Here is a 16,845-nt window from a genome sequence, read left to right on the forward strand (position 1 = left end):
AAGAGCTTTCGGTCCAGTCTTTTACGACTCATCGTCTCCCTCCTCTTCGTCTTCAATGATAATATTACCATCAGCATCAGGACGAACAACGGTACGGCCCCCTTTCTTTACCACCTGCTCTGTCCGCTCCACATATCCACGGTTTTTACCTTTCGTTTTCAGAAAGAAAATAATACAGGTAGTGTCATTGTAGCCAATCTGTTGGAATAGCTTGGATTCGGCAAAATCAATGACTGACTCTGTGGCCAGGTCAGCGGCTTCCTTGTAGGCTTGATCTGTTTTCAGCCAGTTGTAATGGGTCTGCCGGGAAATATTCGCCTTGGCTGCTGCTGTGGATACGATGCCCATGGAGCGGTGTAAGGCTTTTAACATTGCCCTTTTATCTGTGTCAAAAGTGTCAAATTGATCCTCCATGGGTAAACCTCTTAAACGTCATTAAAACGGTGTTGCGGACGTATCGCGGGCCAGTTGAAACGCCCGTCTTTGGGCCGCCGCCGATGGTGCGCCCTTCTTTCCTGGATTCGATTTTAGTCTGTTGCCTTTTCCGTAGGCGGTGCTACCACTTGCCATAATTTTGAATGCCGTAAGGCTCTATTGATGGTTTTGTACTTATTTACAATTCTGGATTGAAACTCATCGGTTACCTGGTACAACTGTTGATTCTCCTCAATCATAATTTGTTCGATGTTTCCCGATGAGCGGAGGTTTGCCGAACCATGAATGACAACATGCTTACCACATTCGGTTTCAAAAGCACATAGTTTGCAATGGGTGCCTGCCACTGCCAACTGAAATCCGGGGAATTGGCCTAACTGCTCATAGATATACGGTGTCAGACCGTTACGCTCATGGGAAAAGAAATAGTCGGAGACAATCAGGTTGAGCGTTTTGACTTTGGCCAGCATGAGGCTTACCAAGCTATCCACATTGTTTTCGTTCATGGATAGGGTTGATATCGTCATTTTGTTGACACTGTACCCGTTCCGGATTATCAAGGCCTCTATAAAATCCCCGAAATAGAACGAACCATTGACGACGGCAAAAAACCGGCTGTCTGTCTCCAGCTGGACCGCTTCCGCCAATTTTTCGGCGTCATCGTACTTTAACAGGTATTCCGCAATCTCTCTGGTTTTGGGTGGTCGGATAAACCACGCTTGTGAGTCAAAGCCAGTGCCTAAGTCTAAATCGAATCCGAATAGTGATGGATCTATTGGATCAAAGTTGAAATCATTACTCGGAGTCTCCATGGTAAAGGCGAAAATACGCTTTTTACCGTTTAAATGTCAACTTGATAGGCAAAGGGGTAACACGGCTGCTAACAGCTGAATATATCCCCCACCTCCACTTTTAGCGCGTCCGCTATACGTTGCCGGGTTTCATGGCGTATGGTACCACGTTTTTTATATTCTGTGGCTGAAGAAAGGGACGATAAGCCCATGGCCTCTTGCAAGTCCACCCAAAACAGACCTTTACTGGTCAGGTAATCAAACAGCTGTTGCCCATCGTGGCACGGCTTATCAACAGGTGTCACGTTGGTTGTCATGGTACCGGCTCCTGATCGGAGCCAGGCAATGGAAATGTCGGGTAACAGGCGGACAATTTTTAACAATAGGCGGTCACTGATTTCCCGCTTGCCATTTAGATATCTGGAGAGTAAGGTTTCATTGATAAAAACCGCCTCGGCAAAATCGCGGGCACTCCCATCAAAGCGTTGATCGATGAGTTGCCGCACTCGAAAAGCTATACGTTTACCCTGAAAGCTAACATCAGGCGTAACCACTTTGGCGGGTCTGCCTCGGGGTATCCTGTGAATGTCCGGCGTAACGGGCAACGGATCCGGCAACGCCTGGGCATCGTCGGTCAGGAATGACAAAGGAATGCCGGACCACTGGGCGAACTGCGCCACCTCCGCCGCCGATGCCCGGCGCTGGCTCCGCTCCAGCTTCTTATAAGTTGGCAAACTCAAATCCAGCAAGTCAGCCAATACGGTTTGTGGTACGCCGGTTTGAGTGCGGTAGTGGGTTAGTTTCTCGCCAAAAGTCATCCGTTTGCATCTCGTTTGCAGGCAAAGGAAATCAGCGTATGCGGATTTACAATAAACTGGTAAAAGCCGCCAACGGTCTGACAATAAACCGATTAATCAATAACTTTCAATTTGTAATCATTTGATTTAATTATTGATCGAATGAAGGGGCAAAGTCATTGCCATTTGAAATCATTTGATTACATTTGTGTATCAAATGAGTGAATCAACCCAACTTCGACCATTAAGTAAATAATCAAAAATTATGAAAACGGCAATCGGCAACCCAACGATTACCCGCAATGACCGCCCCTCTGTTCTGCGCCTGACGTGGCAATTGATTCGTAAATCAGGACTCGCTTTTGGTGAGGCATTAAAGAAAGCCTATGCCGCAATACGGGCTAAACTGATCCTTTCTCAAACCGATGAGCGTGGGGTCTGGATTCAGTTCAAAAAGGTCGATGGTACAATTCGTTCGGTGCTGGCGACTCGTAACACGGCACACATTCCCACCGATAAACAGCCTAAACAGGCAGGTACGCCCGAAACGAATACCATTAAGTATTTCGATATCTGGGCGAATCAATGGAAAAGTTTTCAAGCTGACGCCCTGATTTCAATCGGTTAATTCTCCAATCCGGCCCGGTCTTGTACCGGGCCATAAACTCCTCCAGTACGTATGGAATTAAACGTGATTACCGCTCCGCTTACCATTCATGAAATTGAGTGGCGGGTGCAAAGCCAGACGAAAGACGGTCAGAAAATTGTCGTTGTACCCTACATCACCAATCGGTGTGTCATGCAACGGTTTGATGAACAATTCGGCTGGGCTGGCTGGCAGAACGAAATCAAGGAAATTGACGGTGGTTTCTTATGCACCATTACGGCTGTGATGCCGGGTGGTGAAATCGTCCGCAAAACCGATGGGGCAAGCCGTACGGCTGTCGAACCGGTAAAGGGGGGCATTAGTGATGCCATGAAACGGGCAGCCGTGCAATTTGGGTTGGGTCGGGCTTTGTATGAGTTCCCCAAAGTGCTGATCGAGACTACGGATAAATACATTCCGAATTGGGCAACGCCTTTGCTTGATAAGATGGTCGAAAAGATCAATGCCGGTGGTGCGGTGCGGGATGTGGTGGTATTGAAACCTGAACACGCTAAACCTTCCGCAAGATGAAAGCCTTCCTGATTGATCCTGATGCGGAAACCATCACCGTTGTCGAGCAAAACGGCTTGGAGGACATTTATAAGCTACTTGACTGCCGTAGGATTACCACGGCCGCAATTGGCGCGGATGACGTCATTTATTTGGATGACGAGATTTTAGATGCGGATCCGTTACCGGCCTCTTTCATGTTCGGAAGCAATCCGGCTCCTATGGTTGGCAAGGGGCTCTGTGTTGGCTCTGACGATGAGGGTAACGATGACGTACCGGCGCATGGCATCATCCAACTAACAGCACGTATTAAATGGCTGGGCATTCAACGCATCGAGCCAGACATTGACTTTATCCCTTTCACTTAATTCACCGCCTGCCGATGCTCATGCGTTGGCAGGCATAACCACTTTTATTTATGCTCTTCTCTGACAATTTCATTGCCTTGTCTGATCACCTCACATCGAATTCACACCCGGATATCGCCCTCATGAAAAAGGTTGAAGGTATGGATAGCAATGTGAATGCAACCGACTTGTATCATTTGTTGCTCAACAGCTGGTCAGCGGAATACGCCCTGCGGATTACTCCAGTGGTGAACGATGAGCAATATTTACAAAGCTCCCTGCATTGGACATTCCCCCAGGCTTATTACAGTGTTCTTTTCAGCGCCCGCGCCTTTTTACGCGTTATGGGGTCTAATCTGTCCAATGAAGAAAACATTGTACGCAAGATTTCTTCGTACGTTTCGATGGGCGTATATCCCAAATCGTTATCGTTTTACATGTATGGGACGCCTGACGATTATAAGGTAAAAAATCTCACGGATCAGCTGGCACTAACGCACTTTTTGGCTACTACTCGGGAGCGACAATTTGAAGCCTGCTTTAAGGCTGTACAGATGAGCCCATCTAGGGCATTACGCGATTATAACGGTCACCTGATTGCGAAACTTGACACTGATGTATGCCGGTTGATTGGCTCTCAGGTCAATAGAACGACCTATTTTGATTTAATGCAACGGTTGCGGATATCTACACGCAATCGGGAAATTGAGCAATTGGTTTTAGCTGAAATGGGTCTGATCGATTTTCACAGTCGGTTAACAGGCATTGTTTCTCACATCAATTCAGTTCATGAATGCTACGTGGCTCAATGCCTTGGTTTAGATGATTACCGCTCCTTAGTTGACCGTGCCCCTAGCTATTTAAGGCAAAGTTTCGTGCTGGATCGCCTTGAAACCCTTATCGTGCCAAACATGCAGGCCTTGCAACCGGCTATTACTGCGAATGAGCCGGTGGACTGAAATCCTGGACCATGGGGATGATCCCGGCCGCTACACCCTCATTGATGGCAGCGGCCGGGTTGTCACCTGTAACGAAAACGGGTCTGTGGTCTGTACTCGTAAGTGTCATAACCCGTATGGGGTTGTGGCCGAACTATGCCGGGAGAGGGGCATTAAGGTTGTCAAACCTGCCCAACAGATGGAATTGCTGAAGAAAATAAACCGGTTTTTAAAACCCGATGACGAGGAATAAAGCACATCCAACAATGACAGAATTGATAAATACAATTCAGATTTACAAACATGAGGAGGGGGCAATAATAACCGCCATTATTGATTCTATCCATCGATGGGATTTCGATGAGTTACACACGCTGTTAGCCTTCAATTATCAAGTCAGCGGAATGACGCTGTTTTATCATGGACCTGTATTCTGCGTGAACTACGATATAAACAACCATGACTTCGTGCAGGAAATTGAAACGAAGCTAACCGAGGGCAAATATCCTTTCCTATCGCTAATACAGAAATGACAACGGAAGAACTTAACGCCCTCCAGCCCGGTACGCTCATCTATGTGCCATCCGATTGGTTTGTCAAAGATTGGATTTACGCTGGCCAAGTCGACAATACTAATTATTACACCCTCACACATCCACCCGATCCGGACGGGGAGGTAAAGAACAAACGCCCGGTTTACTTCCACGCCCTTGATTTGCTTGAATCAACATTGGATGAACAAGCGGCCTGGCTTAAAGTGCTGGAGTGGATTGATGAACGTAAAGTGTGGATTTACAAAACTAAACTGCCTAATCTACATGAGTCAACAACAGCAACTTAATTTCAGTCCACCAAAGACTCTGGCTGATTACCCACTGATCACAAAGCATTACGCCAATATGAGTGATCAGTGGCTGCCAAAATGGGGGGACGATATGGCAAAACGGGTTGAAAACCCCATCGGGCCGTGGTGTAAAGAATTCGCTCACTTTCATCTGGAAGCGATTAATCTGGAAGTCGAAAAACGCAATCTCGGTTATTCAAAGACTTAAACTAATCATGATCACTATCCGCACGATCAAACGGGCATTGAGAGCCTTTCTATTATTCGCGCTGTCAGCCTTGGCGGTGCAGTTCATTCAAGCCAAACGGGTGCATCGGCAACACCCTGTCATCACAGCTGTAAGAGGCTGGTAAAATAATGCCAGGGAGGCCGATAGTTTTGCGTACACCTACAATGGTCTTTCTGGTGTTATTTCCTTTTATTGTTCACTATCACCCTAATGCACAGGCTTATTACTCTGCTAATTCAGCTTCTTTAAATAAACACTTATTTTTCGTACGAGCCTCTGCCACCAACTTTTACAAATATCTTGTTCAGAGGTCGGAGGTTCATTCCAACTGGTAACATTTATATTATTGATAATTAATAAATGAGACTGGGTTGCCGTTTTGTTAACAATCCAATGGTTGTAATTAGTAAGCCCAATCCACTTAGTAAATTCCATACCATCAATTGTAATTGGTCTGCAATCAAGAATAGAAATGTTCTTGGGTACTTCGTATTCCTCAAAAAGGAATATATTTGGTGGATTTGAAGTATTTATGTTTGTAAGCTCTTGATGGTATTTGTCAGTACCAATTGGATTAACTAAATATTCATAACCTTCCATTTCACCTCTCCAAATATATTCATTATCCAACTGAGCGATAAGCTGAATACCTCCGTCATCATGAGAGGGTCCAAGTACAAGGCCTCCCTCGGCTGCATTCACAATAAGCTTATGATGGAAAAGGAAATGCATGAATTCAGAACGAACAATTCTTTTTCCTTCTCGCCAATAAAAGATGTCAGGTGCTATGTTGTCAGGTGTTTCCATTTATTTTAAATAAGAATAAAATATTTTATTCAAATAACTTTGATGAGCAAGGATGAATATATACTAACTTTTTAAGTGTTATATATTCATCCTTACTATACTACACACAAGTAAAGGTAGCGTTTGGATAAACTATAAATTATCAGTTTCCTGGTCGACCAATTCTGAAGTGACCTTAACGTAATACCGTTCTGTTATGGCAATGCTGGAGTGCCCCAGGATCCGGCTAACAGCACGAATGGTGTACCCTCTGAGCAAAAATATATAACCGGCTGTTTTGCGGCCGATCTTCAGGGTAAATCGTTCATCAAAGCCAATCAACACCTCCACCCCTCGCATATACGCGTTTATCTCGTCGGCGGTTGGCGGCTCTCCAGCCGGCGTAAATTCAAGTAATGCCGTTAGCTCTGGCCACACTGGTATTTTGCATTCAGCTTTAGGTGGTTTGCTCCTGCGGATGACAATCGACGGACGTTTGTTACCTGGCTTATCGTATGCCTGCCGGTTCTGAACGTACCTGACGGCATCCGGATAGTCTAAGCCAGTAAGCAGAACCAATCCCATCCACCAAATGCACTCACCGCCCTTGCCTCGGTTATCCAGCTGCCAAAACTTTCTAAGATGTTCTTTCTCCAGAAAAAACACATCCTTCGTTTTTGCCCGTCCAAATTTGTAATGAGCCAATGGGTTAAACTCTATGGTTCGATAGTCTACCAAACTGTCCAGGGCATCACTGATCCGCTTTACATACCGAGTGGCCGAATCTGCTGACATTGGCCCAATCTTCATTAAATGCAGGTGATAATCTTTTGCCCATCCGACACTAACATGCTCGGCCTTTAAATGGGATTCACCTCGGCCTATTAAATATTCTTCCAGGTAGGTAAGCCCATATTCCCATTTCTCAATGGTACTGCCGGACAACTGGTTTTCCGTGCCTTTATAACTCTGCAACTGGTGGATCTTATCCCGGTAGGCTTTGAGTAAGGTATTCTGAGGAATGACGGGGAGGGGTGCCAGCTGCTCTGGTTTTTCGCCCCGTTGGTATTCAAGTTGGATCGACTTAGGTGTTGCCGGGAAATTTACCGAAAGCTGGCGTTTGTGGATAGCTCTGATATCGCGGTCGATCTGGTTGAGCTGGTCATTGAAATCAATTGCTGCCTGCGTTCTATCGGTCCGCTTCTGTTTCTTCTGATCCCAAAGACCATCAATTTGAATGGTCTTTTTATTCTTAACCGTTGAAAAGGGTGAACCCTCTACACCATCAACGGTAATACGGATCTGTAAGGTAGTGTAGTTTTTCCTTTTGCAAAAGCGTACCGTTATTGGCATCTTTTTTGGTAATCATGAATACATCTAGTTTTGTTAATATTAAAAATGAAAACTAGATAACGGAGCTTTATAATTGATGGTGCGTAGCAAAAAGATTTCCGCTACATGAAAGCCATGTATCGAGCCCATGTATCGTTGAATAATTAACTGATAGTAAAGGGCGTGTACCTGTGGATAAAAAGCGATTGGGCGCTGGAGGCTCTGAACGCAAAAAAGGCCACTATTGCTAGTGGCCTGTGGTAATAAAAACCTTAGTGATGCTCCCGAAGCTGGGCTCGAACCAGCGACCCTCTGATTAACAGTCAGATGCTCTAACCGACTGAGCTATTCGGGAATCGTGGTGCAAAAGTAGCCTTCAGGAAGATACCACGCAAGTATACGGCTAAAAAAAATCTGACTTTTCAGGCAAGCAGATGATTATCAGTACGATATTTTTTTACCGAAACGCATCCGGCCGGTGAGTCGGCACGTTTTCAAGGATCAGTTCCTTGATCCGGCGGGCATCCGCCTTCGAAAAATTCTGGATAACGATCTCAGGACGGGCTCGCGGAATGACCCGGATGGTCGAGAAGAACAAGCCGTTGTCGATCTCTACGCCCGATATATCGGAATAGAACACGAAATTGTCGGTGCCACCAATCAGCTTACGGGCACGGAACGTAACGCCTTTGTCGTTGAACTCAACCACATCGGGGTTGAGGGGATCTTTGAAACTACTGGAGCGGAATTTTTCTGACATGGTTTATTGGGAGGAGTTAGGAGTGAGGAGTTAGAAGGGCTGACGCGTTAGCGAAAAAAGGATGCCGGTCCGCCGGTGCGGTCAGCCCTTCTAACTCCTCGCTCCTAACTACTTTTTAGGTACATAAATTACTTTCTTGGTTTCGAAAAAAGGTTCGTCGAAATAATCCGAGAGGTCGTAGACGCGGTACCGGTCTGGTACTTCGGCTAGCTCTTCGGCCAGGTCGCCCCCTTTGAGGTACAGAACACCGTTAGGTCGGTCGTTGTTGCCCGCTTTGTGGATTTTATAGCGTATCCAGCCTAAAAACGGCTTTAAACGGGTAACGGCCCGGCTAACCACAAAATCGTAGGTTGTATTCAACTGCTCAACCCGGATTTGTTCGGCTTTCACGTTCGTAAGACCGAGTGCGCCGGAAACTTCCTGTACAACTTTTATCTTCTTGCCAATGCTGTCGACCAGATGGAAATCGGCCATGGGGAACAGAATGGCAAGGGGGATGCCTGGAAAACCACCGCCCGTACCTACATCGAGAATTTCGGTGCCGGGCTTGAACGACACAATTTTAGCAATTCCCAGCGAATGCAGAATGTGTTTTTCGTAAAGCGCATCGATGTCCTGCCGGGAGATAACGTTGATTTTGGCATTCCAATCCCGATACAGGCCGTCCAGAGCCGCAAACTGCTCCTTCTGCTTAGCCGTCAGATTGGGAAAATATTTTAAAATAAGATCGATATTCATAAAATGGGAGAAAAGTGGAGAATAATGGATAATGACCAACGGTTATTTGTTCTTCACTTTTCAATTCTTACTCTTTATTAAAAAGTCTATCGCCAGTAGATTTGTTTTTTGCGACGGTTGAACAGCGTTTTCAGGCCAGCCAGTCCATAATAAACCGCTATTAGCAGGTCCATGAACGGTATGAACGACCAGTGAACGGTGTGGGCCAATCGGTGGCTGATTCGTCCGACAATTGCCCAGAACGCAAGTTGCCGGAGAATAAAAAAGCCTGTACCAACCAGCAAAAGTAACCACTCGTCGCTGGAAAACGAATACCAGTGAAGCGCATGAACGAGTACCAGCAACCCCACTACCAGAGCAACAGCCCAACTTAGCACATGCGAGCCGATGAGTAACCCGAGCCGTACTTTATTGCCCGTTTTGTAGTGCTTGCCCACATTAAGGTGCCGTCGTTTCTGTTGCCGCCAGTCGGCCCAGGTTGTCTTGGGTTTCGACCATACAAAGGTGTCGGGTGCCAGACAAACGAATGTGTTAGATCGGGTAGCGACTTCGTTGATAAACAGATCATCGTCGCCACCAACCACATTCATGTGCGTATAGAAGCCTTTGTTGGCAAAAAATAGGTCGGCCCGGTAGGCCATATTCCGGCCAACTCCCATATAGGGCCGTCCCGACAGGGCCAGTGAAAAATACTGAATAGCCGTAAACAGGGTTTCTGAACGGATCAGCAGGTTGAGCAGCCCCGGGTAATACTCATAAGGCGAGAATCCAATTGTAATATCTTTGGAGCCGAAAATCAACGGCTCAGTCATCTCGGAGAGCCAGTTCAGGGAAGCCGGGCGACAGTCTGCATCTGTGAGCAGAACAGTAGGGTAGCGGGCTTTTTTAATGGCAATGGTGAGGGCGTACTTTTTGGGTGTTACGTGCTGGTGTTCTTTGTCAATACGAATAACACGAACCCGGCTTAATTCAGGGATGTCGTTTTCCAGATACGCGTAGGTGCCATCGGTCGAGCGGTCGTCCATGACGAGTACCTCGAACGTAGGGTAGTCCTGGTTGTTCAGCAGAGGGAGCAGCTCCTTAAGATTGGCTAACTCATTACGTGCACAGACAATGACAGTTACGCCCTGCTGATCGTCTGATTCGGAATAATAGTCGGCAGAATTGTAGGATAAAACAGCATAGTTTCGGTCTGGATGGCGATAAAAAGCCGTTTTGGTGTAAACGAAGAAGATATAGATAAGCTGAATACCGACTATGGATAGCCAGAATAGCAGCAGGGCAGTAATCACAAACGGAGATGTTTATTCGCTAAGGCGTTGGTTCTGAATGAAGAGCAAAGATAGGATAAAAGGGGGAATAAAGGAGTGATGAGGTAGTGGAGTGGTGGAGTGGTAGAGTAAGTAAAATGAGTGGAGTTGGTGGAGTGAGTGCACCAGTTTCACCAACTCCACTCACTCCACTACCTCACCACTCCTTTTTCCTATCTTTGTCGTATGACATTTTCGATTTCTGCCCAGGACACTCAGTCGAAGGCGCGAACGGGAACGCTGACAACGGATCACGGCCCTATTCAAACACCCATTTTTATGCCCGTTGGTACGGCAGGGACGGTGAAAGCCGTTCACCAGCGCGAACTGGAAACGGATATCAACGCCGAAATTATTCTGGGGAATACCTATCATCTTTATTTAAGACCCGGTCTGGAGGTACTGAGCCAGGCGGGTGGTTTACACGCGTTTAATGGCTGGCGTCGGCCTATTCTGACCGATTCGGGTGGGTATCAGGTGTACTCGCTCTCCCAAACCCGGAAGATCAAGGAAGAGGGCGTTACCTTCAAATCGCACATTGACGGTTCCAAACATACGTTTACGCCCGAGGGGGTGATGGACATCCAGCGAATAATTGGCGCCGACATTATCATGGCCTTTGATGAGTGCACGCCCTACCCCTGCGATTACGGGTACGCCCGGCAGTCGATGGAGATGACCCACCGCTGGCTTGGGCGGTGCATTGACCGGTTCGATGCTTCAGAAGGCCATTACGGATACCGACAAACGTTGTTCCCAATTGTGCAGGGGAGTACCTATGCCGATCTGCGCCGTCAGTCGGCCGAGATAATTGCTAGTAAAGAGCGCGAAGGAAACGCCATTGGTGGCTTGGCTGTGGGTGAGCCCGCCGAAGAGATGTATGCCATGATCGACCTGGTAAATGGTATCCTGCCCGCCGATAAGCCACGCTATTTGATGGGCGTAGGCACACCGGCCAATATTCTGGAAGCTATTGCCCTGGGCGTGGACATGTTCGATTGTGTGATGCCCACGCGCAATGCCCGACATGGACTGTTGTTTACGACAGAAGGTATTATCAATATCAAAAACGAAAAATGGAGTCGCGACTTTAGCCCCATTGATGCCGGTTTGGGCGGTTATGCCAGCACCTTTTATTCAAAAGCGTATCTCCGGCATCTGATCAAATCCGAAGAGTTGCTGGGTGGTCAGATCGCCAGTTTGCACAACCTGACATTCTATTTATGGCTCGTTCGGCAGGCACGTACGCACATAGCCGCCGGTGACTTTGTGTCCTGGAAAAAGGAAATGGTAGTGCGGCTCATGCAGCGACTGTAAAGCGTGTTGCACTACCTGGAATCGGGAAATAAGGGGATGGCTTGCTTGAGGTGGTGGCTTATTCATAAATCGTCTGATTGAGTACCCCTGGCCTTCCGACCAGTTCTGAGTTCTTTAAAGAAAAAGTCTCCAAATGATTCGATTTGGAGACTTTTTCTTTGCGTTATCGTCTCATACTCAATGCTGGTTTTCGTGATTGCCGGCAAGCTACCAACACCTTCAGCGAATCGTGCTACCCGAACCGACTCCAGTTGTGCTGACTTTTTCCACCAGTCTGGTCGTGCGTATGCTTTGGCAGGAAAAGCGTAAAGTGCTGCCGTTTCTGGTTGTTTTTGCGGTATTGGGCGTTGTTGTATCATTGCTTATGCACCCCGAATTTCGGTCGGAGGCCCGGCTGATGCCCGAAATGAGCAGCAGTTCGGGCGATGTGCTGAAACGGCTGGCGTCGGTGGCGGGGTTTGCGGGTGTTGATTTGCTGGATGAGGGGGTGGAGGCTGTCCGGCCCGACCTGTACCCGAGTTTATTGCAGAGTACGCCTTTTGTTCTGTACCTGATTCAGCAGCCAGTCACCGCATCGGATGGCCGCGTGCAAACCATAGGCGAATTTCTGGAGGGACAGGCAAGCCCGTGGTGGGGGAGCCGGTTGCTGACGCGCGGCCACGAAGATGCCAAACCGTTACGTCTGGCTGCCGGAACGCTGCAACTCACCGTTCGTCAGCACCAGCTGGCCGACGAAATCAGCGAACGGGTAAGTGCTAAATTTGATACTCGTTCGGGCATTATCACCATCACGGCTACCATGCCCGATGCCGGCGTGGCGGCCAACGTGGCGCAACTGGCCATGAATTACCTGACCCGCTATGTGCGGCACTACCGGACCGAAAAAGCACGGCAGGATTTAGGCTTCTATCGGCAGCAACTGGACGAAGCCCGTAAACGATACCATTTGGCGCAATTGACCTTGTTTCGATACAATGAACAGCACAGGAATGTAGTTCTGCTTTCTACAACCATGGACCGGCAGCGGATGGAGGCCGAACTGACGATCGCGCAAACGGTTTATACAGAACTGGCTGGACAGTTTGAGCAATCGAAGCTAAAAGTGCAGGCCCGAACGCCCGTCTTCAAGGTCCTCGAACCGCCCAAAGTGCCATTCCGGCGGGTAGCACCCAAACGAACATTGGTTGTGTTGCTGTTTGCCGGGGCAGGGCTGGCGCTGGGTGGCCTGTATGTACTGGCCCGAAATGCGGCCATGTTTACCCGAAACCGGGCTCGATTATGGCCCGAAAAAGACAGTGTAGAAAATTAGGCTCAACGAATTTAACCACTAACAAGGCTTGCTAAACGACCTTCAACAGAAAGAAAAACAACTGGCCGTTATCGGTTTGGGCTACGTAGGTCTGCCGATCGCTCTGGCCTTTGCCCAACGGTTTCGGGTGGTGGGCTTCGATACCAACGCCGAACGTGTGGCCATGCTGCAACGGCACGAAGATCCATCGCGTCAGCTACAGTCCGGTGATTTTGCCGGGGCCGATATCCGGTTTACCGCTAATCCCGATGACCTCCGGAACGCCCATTTTTTTGTCGTGGCAGTGCCTACGCCGGTTGATGAGTACAAAGTCCCCGATCTGAAGCCCCTGCAACGGGCGTCCGAAATCATTGGGCGTGTTCTGAAATCCGGCGATTACGTCGTCTATGAGTCTACCGTTTACCCCGGCTGTACCGAAGACGATTGCCTGCCGCTGCTGGAACAGTATTCCGGCCTGAAGCTGGGTGATGATTTTAAACTGGGCTACTCGCCGGAACGGATCAACCCCGGCGATAAGGTTCGAACGCTGACCGATATACTAAAAGTAGTGTCGGGTAACGATGCCCAAGTGGTGCAGACAATTGCCGATGTATACGGGAGTATCATTCGGGCCGGTATATATGCTGCGCCATCCATTAAGGTTGCCGAAGCGGCCAAGGTCATCGAAAATGTTCAGCGGGACCTCAACATATCGCTGATGAATGAATTGGCGGTCATTTTCGACAAAATGAGTATTGACACGCAGGAAGTACTGAAAGCTGCGTCGACAAAATGGAATTTTTTGCCCTTTACGCCGGGGTTGGTCGGCGGGCATTGTATTGGTATTGACCCCTATTACCTTCTTTATAAATCGCGGCAACTGGGCTATGAACCGCAGGTGATCAACTCGGGTCGGCGTGTCAACGACAGTATGCCCGCTTTTGTGGCGACCAAGCTGGTGCAATTGCTGCTCCAACGCGAGAAGAATCCGGCGCAGACTAAAGTGCTGGTCATGGGCCTTACATTCAAGGAGAACATCGCCGACATCCGAAACTCGAAAGTAGTCGACCTTGTGAGGGAGCTGATGAAATACGCCATCAACGTTCATATCGTTGATCCGTGCGCGTCGCCGAACGAAGTTGCGCTTGACTATAAAATGACCCTGCTGGATGCACCAGTCGGTCGATACGACGCTGTCGTTGTTGCCGTTGCTCATGACCAGTATCGCATGCTGGAAGCCGCCCATTTTAAGGCGCTGATGACAGAGCGGCCGATTTTACTGGATTTGAAGGGATTGTATACCATAGGTCAGGAGGATGATCTAACCCACTGGCGATTATAAACTAACCAGAAGAAGCATGAAGATTGTCATTGTTGGAAGCCGGACGTTCGACTCATTCGAGTACAATCTGTGCGATTCGTTCAGGATGCTGGGGCATGATGCATCCATCATTGATATAGTGGATGTGCTGCCGGTATCGGTCCGGCTAAATTACTGGGTGTCGCGTTTCATCGAGTCCTATGATCGGGTGGTGAGTGTTCGTCTGGCCAACAAGGTGGCGCTGCTTCGGCCCGATCTGGTGCTTGTTGTGTATAGAAACCTGCATCCGATGATTGTGAGGCAGATTAAAGATCATTGGCCCGCTGCACCCGTGGTTCAAATCAATCCGGATGCGCTGTCGAACCTCGAAAAGCAGCAGATCATTGCCGCCGATTTCGATCATTATTTCTCGAAAGAACCCTTTGTCGTTGATTTTCTGACAACCAAAATTGGGGCCAGCGCGCACTACCTGCCCGAAGGGTTTAATCCGCGCATTCACCGCAGGCCAGCCATCGAGAAAACCATCGCCGAATGGCTTACGGAGATCGATGTCCTGGTGTTCGGGAATTTATACGCCTACCGGGCCCGTATGATCGAGCACCTCATGCGGGCGGGTATAAAAGTGGCGGTGTACGGAACTGAGGGGCCTTATATGCGCCCGGTTGTCCGGTCGGCGTTTCGGAAGCAATACCTGGTTGGACCCGACAAAAATCGGTTGTTGTACGGGGCTAAAATTGTTTTCAACAATTTTCACTACGCGGAGATAACATCGGTCAACCAGAAGTATTTCGAGATCAACGGAATTGGGGCCTTTCAGCTGTCCGATTATAAACCCACCATTGAGGAGTACACAGGTGTACCGGCCGATCTGGTGACGTACCGGTCGGTCGATGAAGCCATTGAGAAGATCCGGTATTATCTGACCCACGCCACTGAACGGTACGAACTGGCCGATCGTCAGTATGGTCATTTCCAGCGGCATCACACCCTTGACCTGCGCGCCGGTCAACTGCTGCATACCGTGGGAATGTCGGAAGCATCGGCAACCGCAGTGGTTTGATGAAACGTGTTTTGCCCGCTTTTCTGCTTTTTCTGGGCATTTATCAAGGGGCTGATTTCACTGTTTATGAAGCCCTGGCAGCCGCATTGTCGGCCTACGCGTTTCAGCAATGTATAAGTCGCCTAGGCAGGACAATCGCCCTAATGGAGTGCATTGGTTTCATTGCATCGGTTGAACTGCTGCTTGTTCCAGCCATTACTTACCGGGTGTTCCCGGCATCTATGTCTGTTGAGTCCACTACCTATTTTGCCTTTATGCTGCCCGCCTTCTGCGCATTTTATGCCGGTATTCGTGGGTTTGGCAAACGCCCGTCGGCCTGTTCACACGTACCGTATTTTCAGGCTGTTGCAGCTTACCTCCGGCAAAACCAGGCAAGTGGTACAATGTTGCTTATCATGGGTTTAGCCGGGTTTACGGTTCGGACATTAGTGCCGGATGCGCCGACTATGGTTGGTTTATTGCCCGCTAATTGCCTATTCGTCAGTGCCTTTTATGCCTGGCGTTCCCAAAGTACGTATCGCCTGATACACATCGGCGTTGTCGTTGTTGCGCTGCTGGCCTACACGGTTTGGTCGGGTATGTTTGGCGACCTGTTTCTATGGGGTATACTGGCGGTCGTTTTCGCTTCGCCGGGCATTCCCGGACTGTTGACAACCCGGCTGAAAAGCGTGAGTGTGGTGGTGGCTTTCCTGCTTTTGTTGCTTATCCAGTCGATTAAGGGCGAGTATCGGTACAATACCTGGGGCCAGCAGCGAACCGAACGCCGTGGAGATGCCCACCTGATGGTCGAGCTGCTCACTGACCGCCTTGCTAATCCGTCGAAAGTGCTGAACGCTGATCATGCTTTTCTATCGATTGTCCGGTTCAATCAGGGCATTATGGTAGGGAGTGCAATGGCTAAAGTACCCTTGCACGAATCCTATGCGCAGGGCGATGTACTACTGTCGCTCTTGTATCCCTTTATTCCCCGATTTATCTGGCCGCATAAGCCACAAACAGGTGGGTATGAGAATATTCGCCGGTTTACAACCCTGCCGCAGTCCGAGAATACCAGCATCAATCTGTCGCCGTTGGGGGAGGGGTATGTCAATTTTGGCTTTGGCGGGGTGCTGTTTGCGTGGTTCTACGGCTTCTTGCTGCGAAGCGGGTTTCAGTATGGTCTGTCCCTGGCCGGGCGCATACCATCTGTTATTCTTTGGTTACCTATGCTGTATATCGGCTGTCTAACGATGGAAACCGACTTGCTGTCTACTTGGGGTAGTCTGGCTAACAGCGCTGTTTTCGTGGCACTGCTCTTTTGGGGGACAAAACGTTTTGGTGTCCAACTCTAATCCGCCTATGACCGTTCTGTACTTGTTTAGATGTCCCGGCTCCGGATATAGCCTTGAGTACTTGT

The 16,845-nt window shown here is 48.7% G+C and carries 22 protein-coding genes and 1 tRNA gene; 14 read left to right on the forward strand and 9 right to left on the reverse strand.

The window, feature by feature from the left end; all coding sequences use genetic code 11:
* Positions 1 to 21 precede the first annotated feature (21 nt).
* The 3 genes from NT073_RS28260 to NT073_RS28270 all read right to left on the reverse strand — a co-directional run bounded on the left by NT073_RS28260 (position 22) and on the right by NT073_RS28270 (position 2,044).
* Positions 22 to 372, reverse strand: a complete 351-nt coding sequence (locus tag NT073_RS28260; RefSeq protein ID WP_297380668.1) for a hypothetical protein — start codon at positions 370 to 372, stop codon at positions 22 to 24.
* Between the two features lie 155 nt (positions 373 to 527).
* The gene (locus NT073_RS28265) at positions 528 to 1,247 is read right to left on the reverse strand and encodes a hypothetical protein (protein WP_297380671.1); all 720 of its coding nucleotides are present in this window, start codon (positions 1,245 to 1,247) and stop codon (positions 528 to 530) included.
* 68 nt (positions 1,248 to 1,315) lie between these two features.
* On the reverse strand, positions 1,316 to 2,044 hold the full coding sequence (locus NT073_RS28270; RefSeq protein ID WP_297380674.1) for a helix-turn-helix transcriptional regulator: 729 nt from the start codon (positions 2,042 to 2,044) through the stop codon (positions 1,316 to 1,318).
* Between the two features lie 244 nt (positions 2,045 to 2,288).
* Between NT073_RS28270 and NT073_RS28275 the strand changes: the two genes are divergently transcribed.
* Genes NT073_RS28275 through NT073_RS28315 form a run of 9 tightly spaced genes read left to right on the forward strand, consistent with a single transcriptional unit; the run spans position 2,289 to position 5,661 of the window.
* A complete protein-coding gene (locus NT073_RS28275) occupies positions 2,289 to 2,651 on the forward strand; it encodes an SH3 beta-barrel fold-containing protein (RefSeq protein ID WP_297380677.1) in 363 nt (120 codons plus the stop codon).
* A gap of 51 nt (positions 2,652 to 2,702) precedes the next feature.
* Positions 2,703 to 3,200, forward strand: a complete 498-nt coding sequence (locus NT073_RS28280) for a Rad52/Rad22 family DNA repair protein (RefSeq protein ID WP_297380680.1) — start codon at positions 2,703 to 2,705, stop codon at positions 3,198 to 3,200.
* Positions 3,197 to 3,547, forward strand: coding sequence for a hypothetical protein (locus NT073_RS28285; RefSeq protein WP_297380682.1), 351 nt, complete (start codon positions 3,197 to 3,199; stop codon positions 3,545 to 3,547). The genes NT073_RS28280 and NT073_RS28285 overlap by 4 nt, the downstream gene beginning before the upstream one ends.
* 50 nt (positions 3,548 to 3,597) lie before the next feature.
* Positions 3,598 to 4,485 carry a hypothetical protein gene (locus NT073_RS28290; RefSeq protein WP_297380685.1) on the forward strand — a complete coding sequence of 296 codons (888 nt, stop codon included), beginning with the start codon at positions 3,598 to 3,600 and terminating at the stop codon, positions 4,483 to 4,485.
* Positions 4,469 to 4,717, forward strand: coding sequence for a hypothetical protein (locus tag NT073_RS28295; protein WP_297380688.1), 249 nt, complete (start codon positions 4,469 to 4,471; stop codon positions 4,715 to 4,717). Before NT073_RS28290 ends, NT073_RS28295 begins: the two co-directional genes overlap by 17 nt.
* Before the next feature lie 13 nt (positions 4,718 to 4,730).
* Positions 4,731 to 4,997: a hypothetical protein gene (locus NT073_RS28300; protein ID WP_297380691.1), complete on the forward strand. Its 267-nt coding sequence runs from the start codon at positions 4,731 to 4,733 to the stop codon at positions 4,995 to 4,997.
* The gene (locus tag NT073_RS28305; protein WP_297380694.1) at positions 4,994 to 5,305 is read left to right on the forward strand and encodes a hypothetical protein; all 312 of its coding nucleotides are present in this window, start codon (positions 4,994 to 4,996) and stop codon (positions 5,303 to 5,305) included. Before NT073_RS28300 ends, NT073_RS28305 begins: the two co-directional genes overlap by 4 nt.
* Positions 5,283 to 5,516, forward strand: a complete 234-nt coding sequence (locus NT073_RS28310; RefSeq protein ID WP_297380696.1) for a hypothetical protein — start codon at positions 5,283 to 5,285, stop codon at positions 5,514 to 5,516. Before NT073_RS28305 ends, NT073_RS28310 begins: the two co-directional genes overlap by 23 nt.
* Before the next feature lie 7 nt (positions 5,517 to 5,523).
* Complete coding sequence (locus tag NT073_RS28315) at positions 5,524 to 5,661, forward strand: hypothetical protein (RefSeq protein WP_297380699.1); 138 nt, start codon at positions 5,524 to 5,526, stop codon at positions 5,659 to 5,661.
* A 107-nt stretch (positions 5,662 to 5,768) separates the two neighbouring features.
* Here the strand turns inward: NT073_RS28315 and NT073_RS28320 are convergent, their stop codons facing one another.
* The 6 genes from NT073_RS28320 to NT073_RS28345 form a co-directional block, all read right to left on the reverse strand.
* On the reverse strand, positions 5,769 to 6,344 hold the full coding sequence (locus NT073_RS28320) for a hypothetical protein (protein ID WP_297380702.1): 576 nt from the start codon (positions 6,342 to 6,344) through the stop codon (positions 5,769 to 5,771).
* 132 nt (positions 6,345 to 6,476) lie between these two features.
* The gene (locus NT073_RS28325; RefSeq protein ID WP_297380705.1) at positions 6,477 to 7,676 is read right to left on the reverse strand and encodes a phage integrase SAM-like domain-containing protein; all 1,200 of its coding nucleotides are present in this window, start codon (positions 7,674 to 7,676) and stop codon (positions 6,477 to 6,479) included.
* Positions 7,677 to 7,936: 260 nt separating this feature from the next.
* Positions 7,937 to 8,010: transfer RNA gene (locus tag NT073_RS28330), tRNA-Asn, on the reverse strand.
* A gap of 102 nt (positions 8,011 to 8,112) precedes the next feature.
* A complete protein-coding gene (locus NT073_RS28335; RefSeq protein WP_297380707.1) occupies positions 8,113 to 8,415 on the reverse strand; it encodes a hypothetical protein in 303 nt (100 codons plus the stop codon).
* A gap of 108 nt (positions 8,416 to 8,523) precedes the next feature.
* Positions 8,524 to 9,153 (reverse strand): 16S rRNA (guanine(527)-N(7))-methyltransferase RsmG, encoded by a 630-nt coding sequence (gene rsmG, locus NT073_RS28340; protein ID WP_297380709.1) that lies wholly within the window; start codon positions 9,151 to 9,153, stop codon positions 8,524 to 8,526.
* Positions 9,154 to 9,239: 86 nt separating this feature from the next.
* A complete protein-coding gene (locus tag NT073_RS28345; RefSeq protein ID WP_297380712.1) occupies positions 9,240 to 10,445 on the reverse strand; it encodes a glycosyltransferase in 1,206 nt (401 codons plus the stop codon).
* A 204-nt stretch (positions 10,446 to 10,649) separates the two neighbouring features.
* Here NT073_RS28345 and tgt point away from each other — a divergent pair, with 204 nt between their 5' ends.
* From tgt to NT073_RS28370, 5 genes are all read left to right on the forward strand, one after another.
* A complete protein-coding gene (gene tgt, locus NT073_RS28350) occupies positions 10,650 to 11,780 on the forward strand; it encodes a tRNA guanosine(34) transglycosylase Tgt (protein WP_297380715.1) in 1,131 nt (376 codons plus the stop codon).
* 253 nt (positions 11,781 to 12,033) lie between these two features.
* Entirely contained in the window at positions 12,034 to 13,089 is a 1,056-nt protein-coding gene (locus NT073_RS28355; RefSeq protein WP_297380717.1) for a GNVR domain-containing protein, read from the forward strand.
* A 28-nt stretch (positions 13,090 to 13,117) separates the two neighbouring features.
* A complete protein-coding gene (locus NT073_RS28360) occupies positions 13,118 to 14,410 on the forward strand; it encodes a nucleotide sugar dehydrogenase (protein ID WP_297380720.1) in 1,293 nt (430 codons plus the stop codon).
* Positions 14,411 to 14,426: 16 nt separating this feature from the next.
* Positions 14,427 to 15,449, forward strand: a complete 1,023-nt coding sequence (locus NT073_RS28365) for a glycosyltransferase (protein ID WP_297380723.1) — start codon at positions 14,427 to 14,429, stop codon at positions 15,447 to 15,449.
* On the forward strand, positions 15,449 to 16,780 hold the full coding sequence (locus NT073_RS28370; protein ID WP_297380726.1) for a hypothetical protein: 1,332 nt from the start codon (positions 15,449 to 15,451) through the stop codon (positions 16,778 to 16,780). The genes NT073_RS28365 and NT073_RS28370 overlap by 1 nt, the downstream gene beginning before the upstream one ends.
* The last annotated feature ends 65 nt before the right edge of the window (positions 16,781 to 16,845 follow it).

The organism is Spirosoma sp. (genome assembly GCF_026391055.1).
GTDB lineage: Bacteria > Bacteroidota > Bacteroidia > Cytophagales > Spirosomataceae > Spirosoma.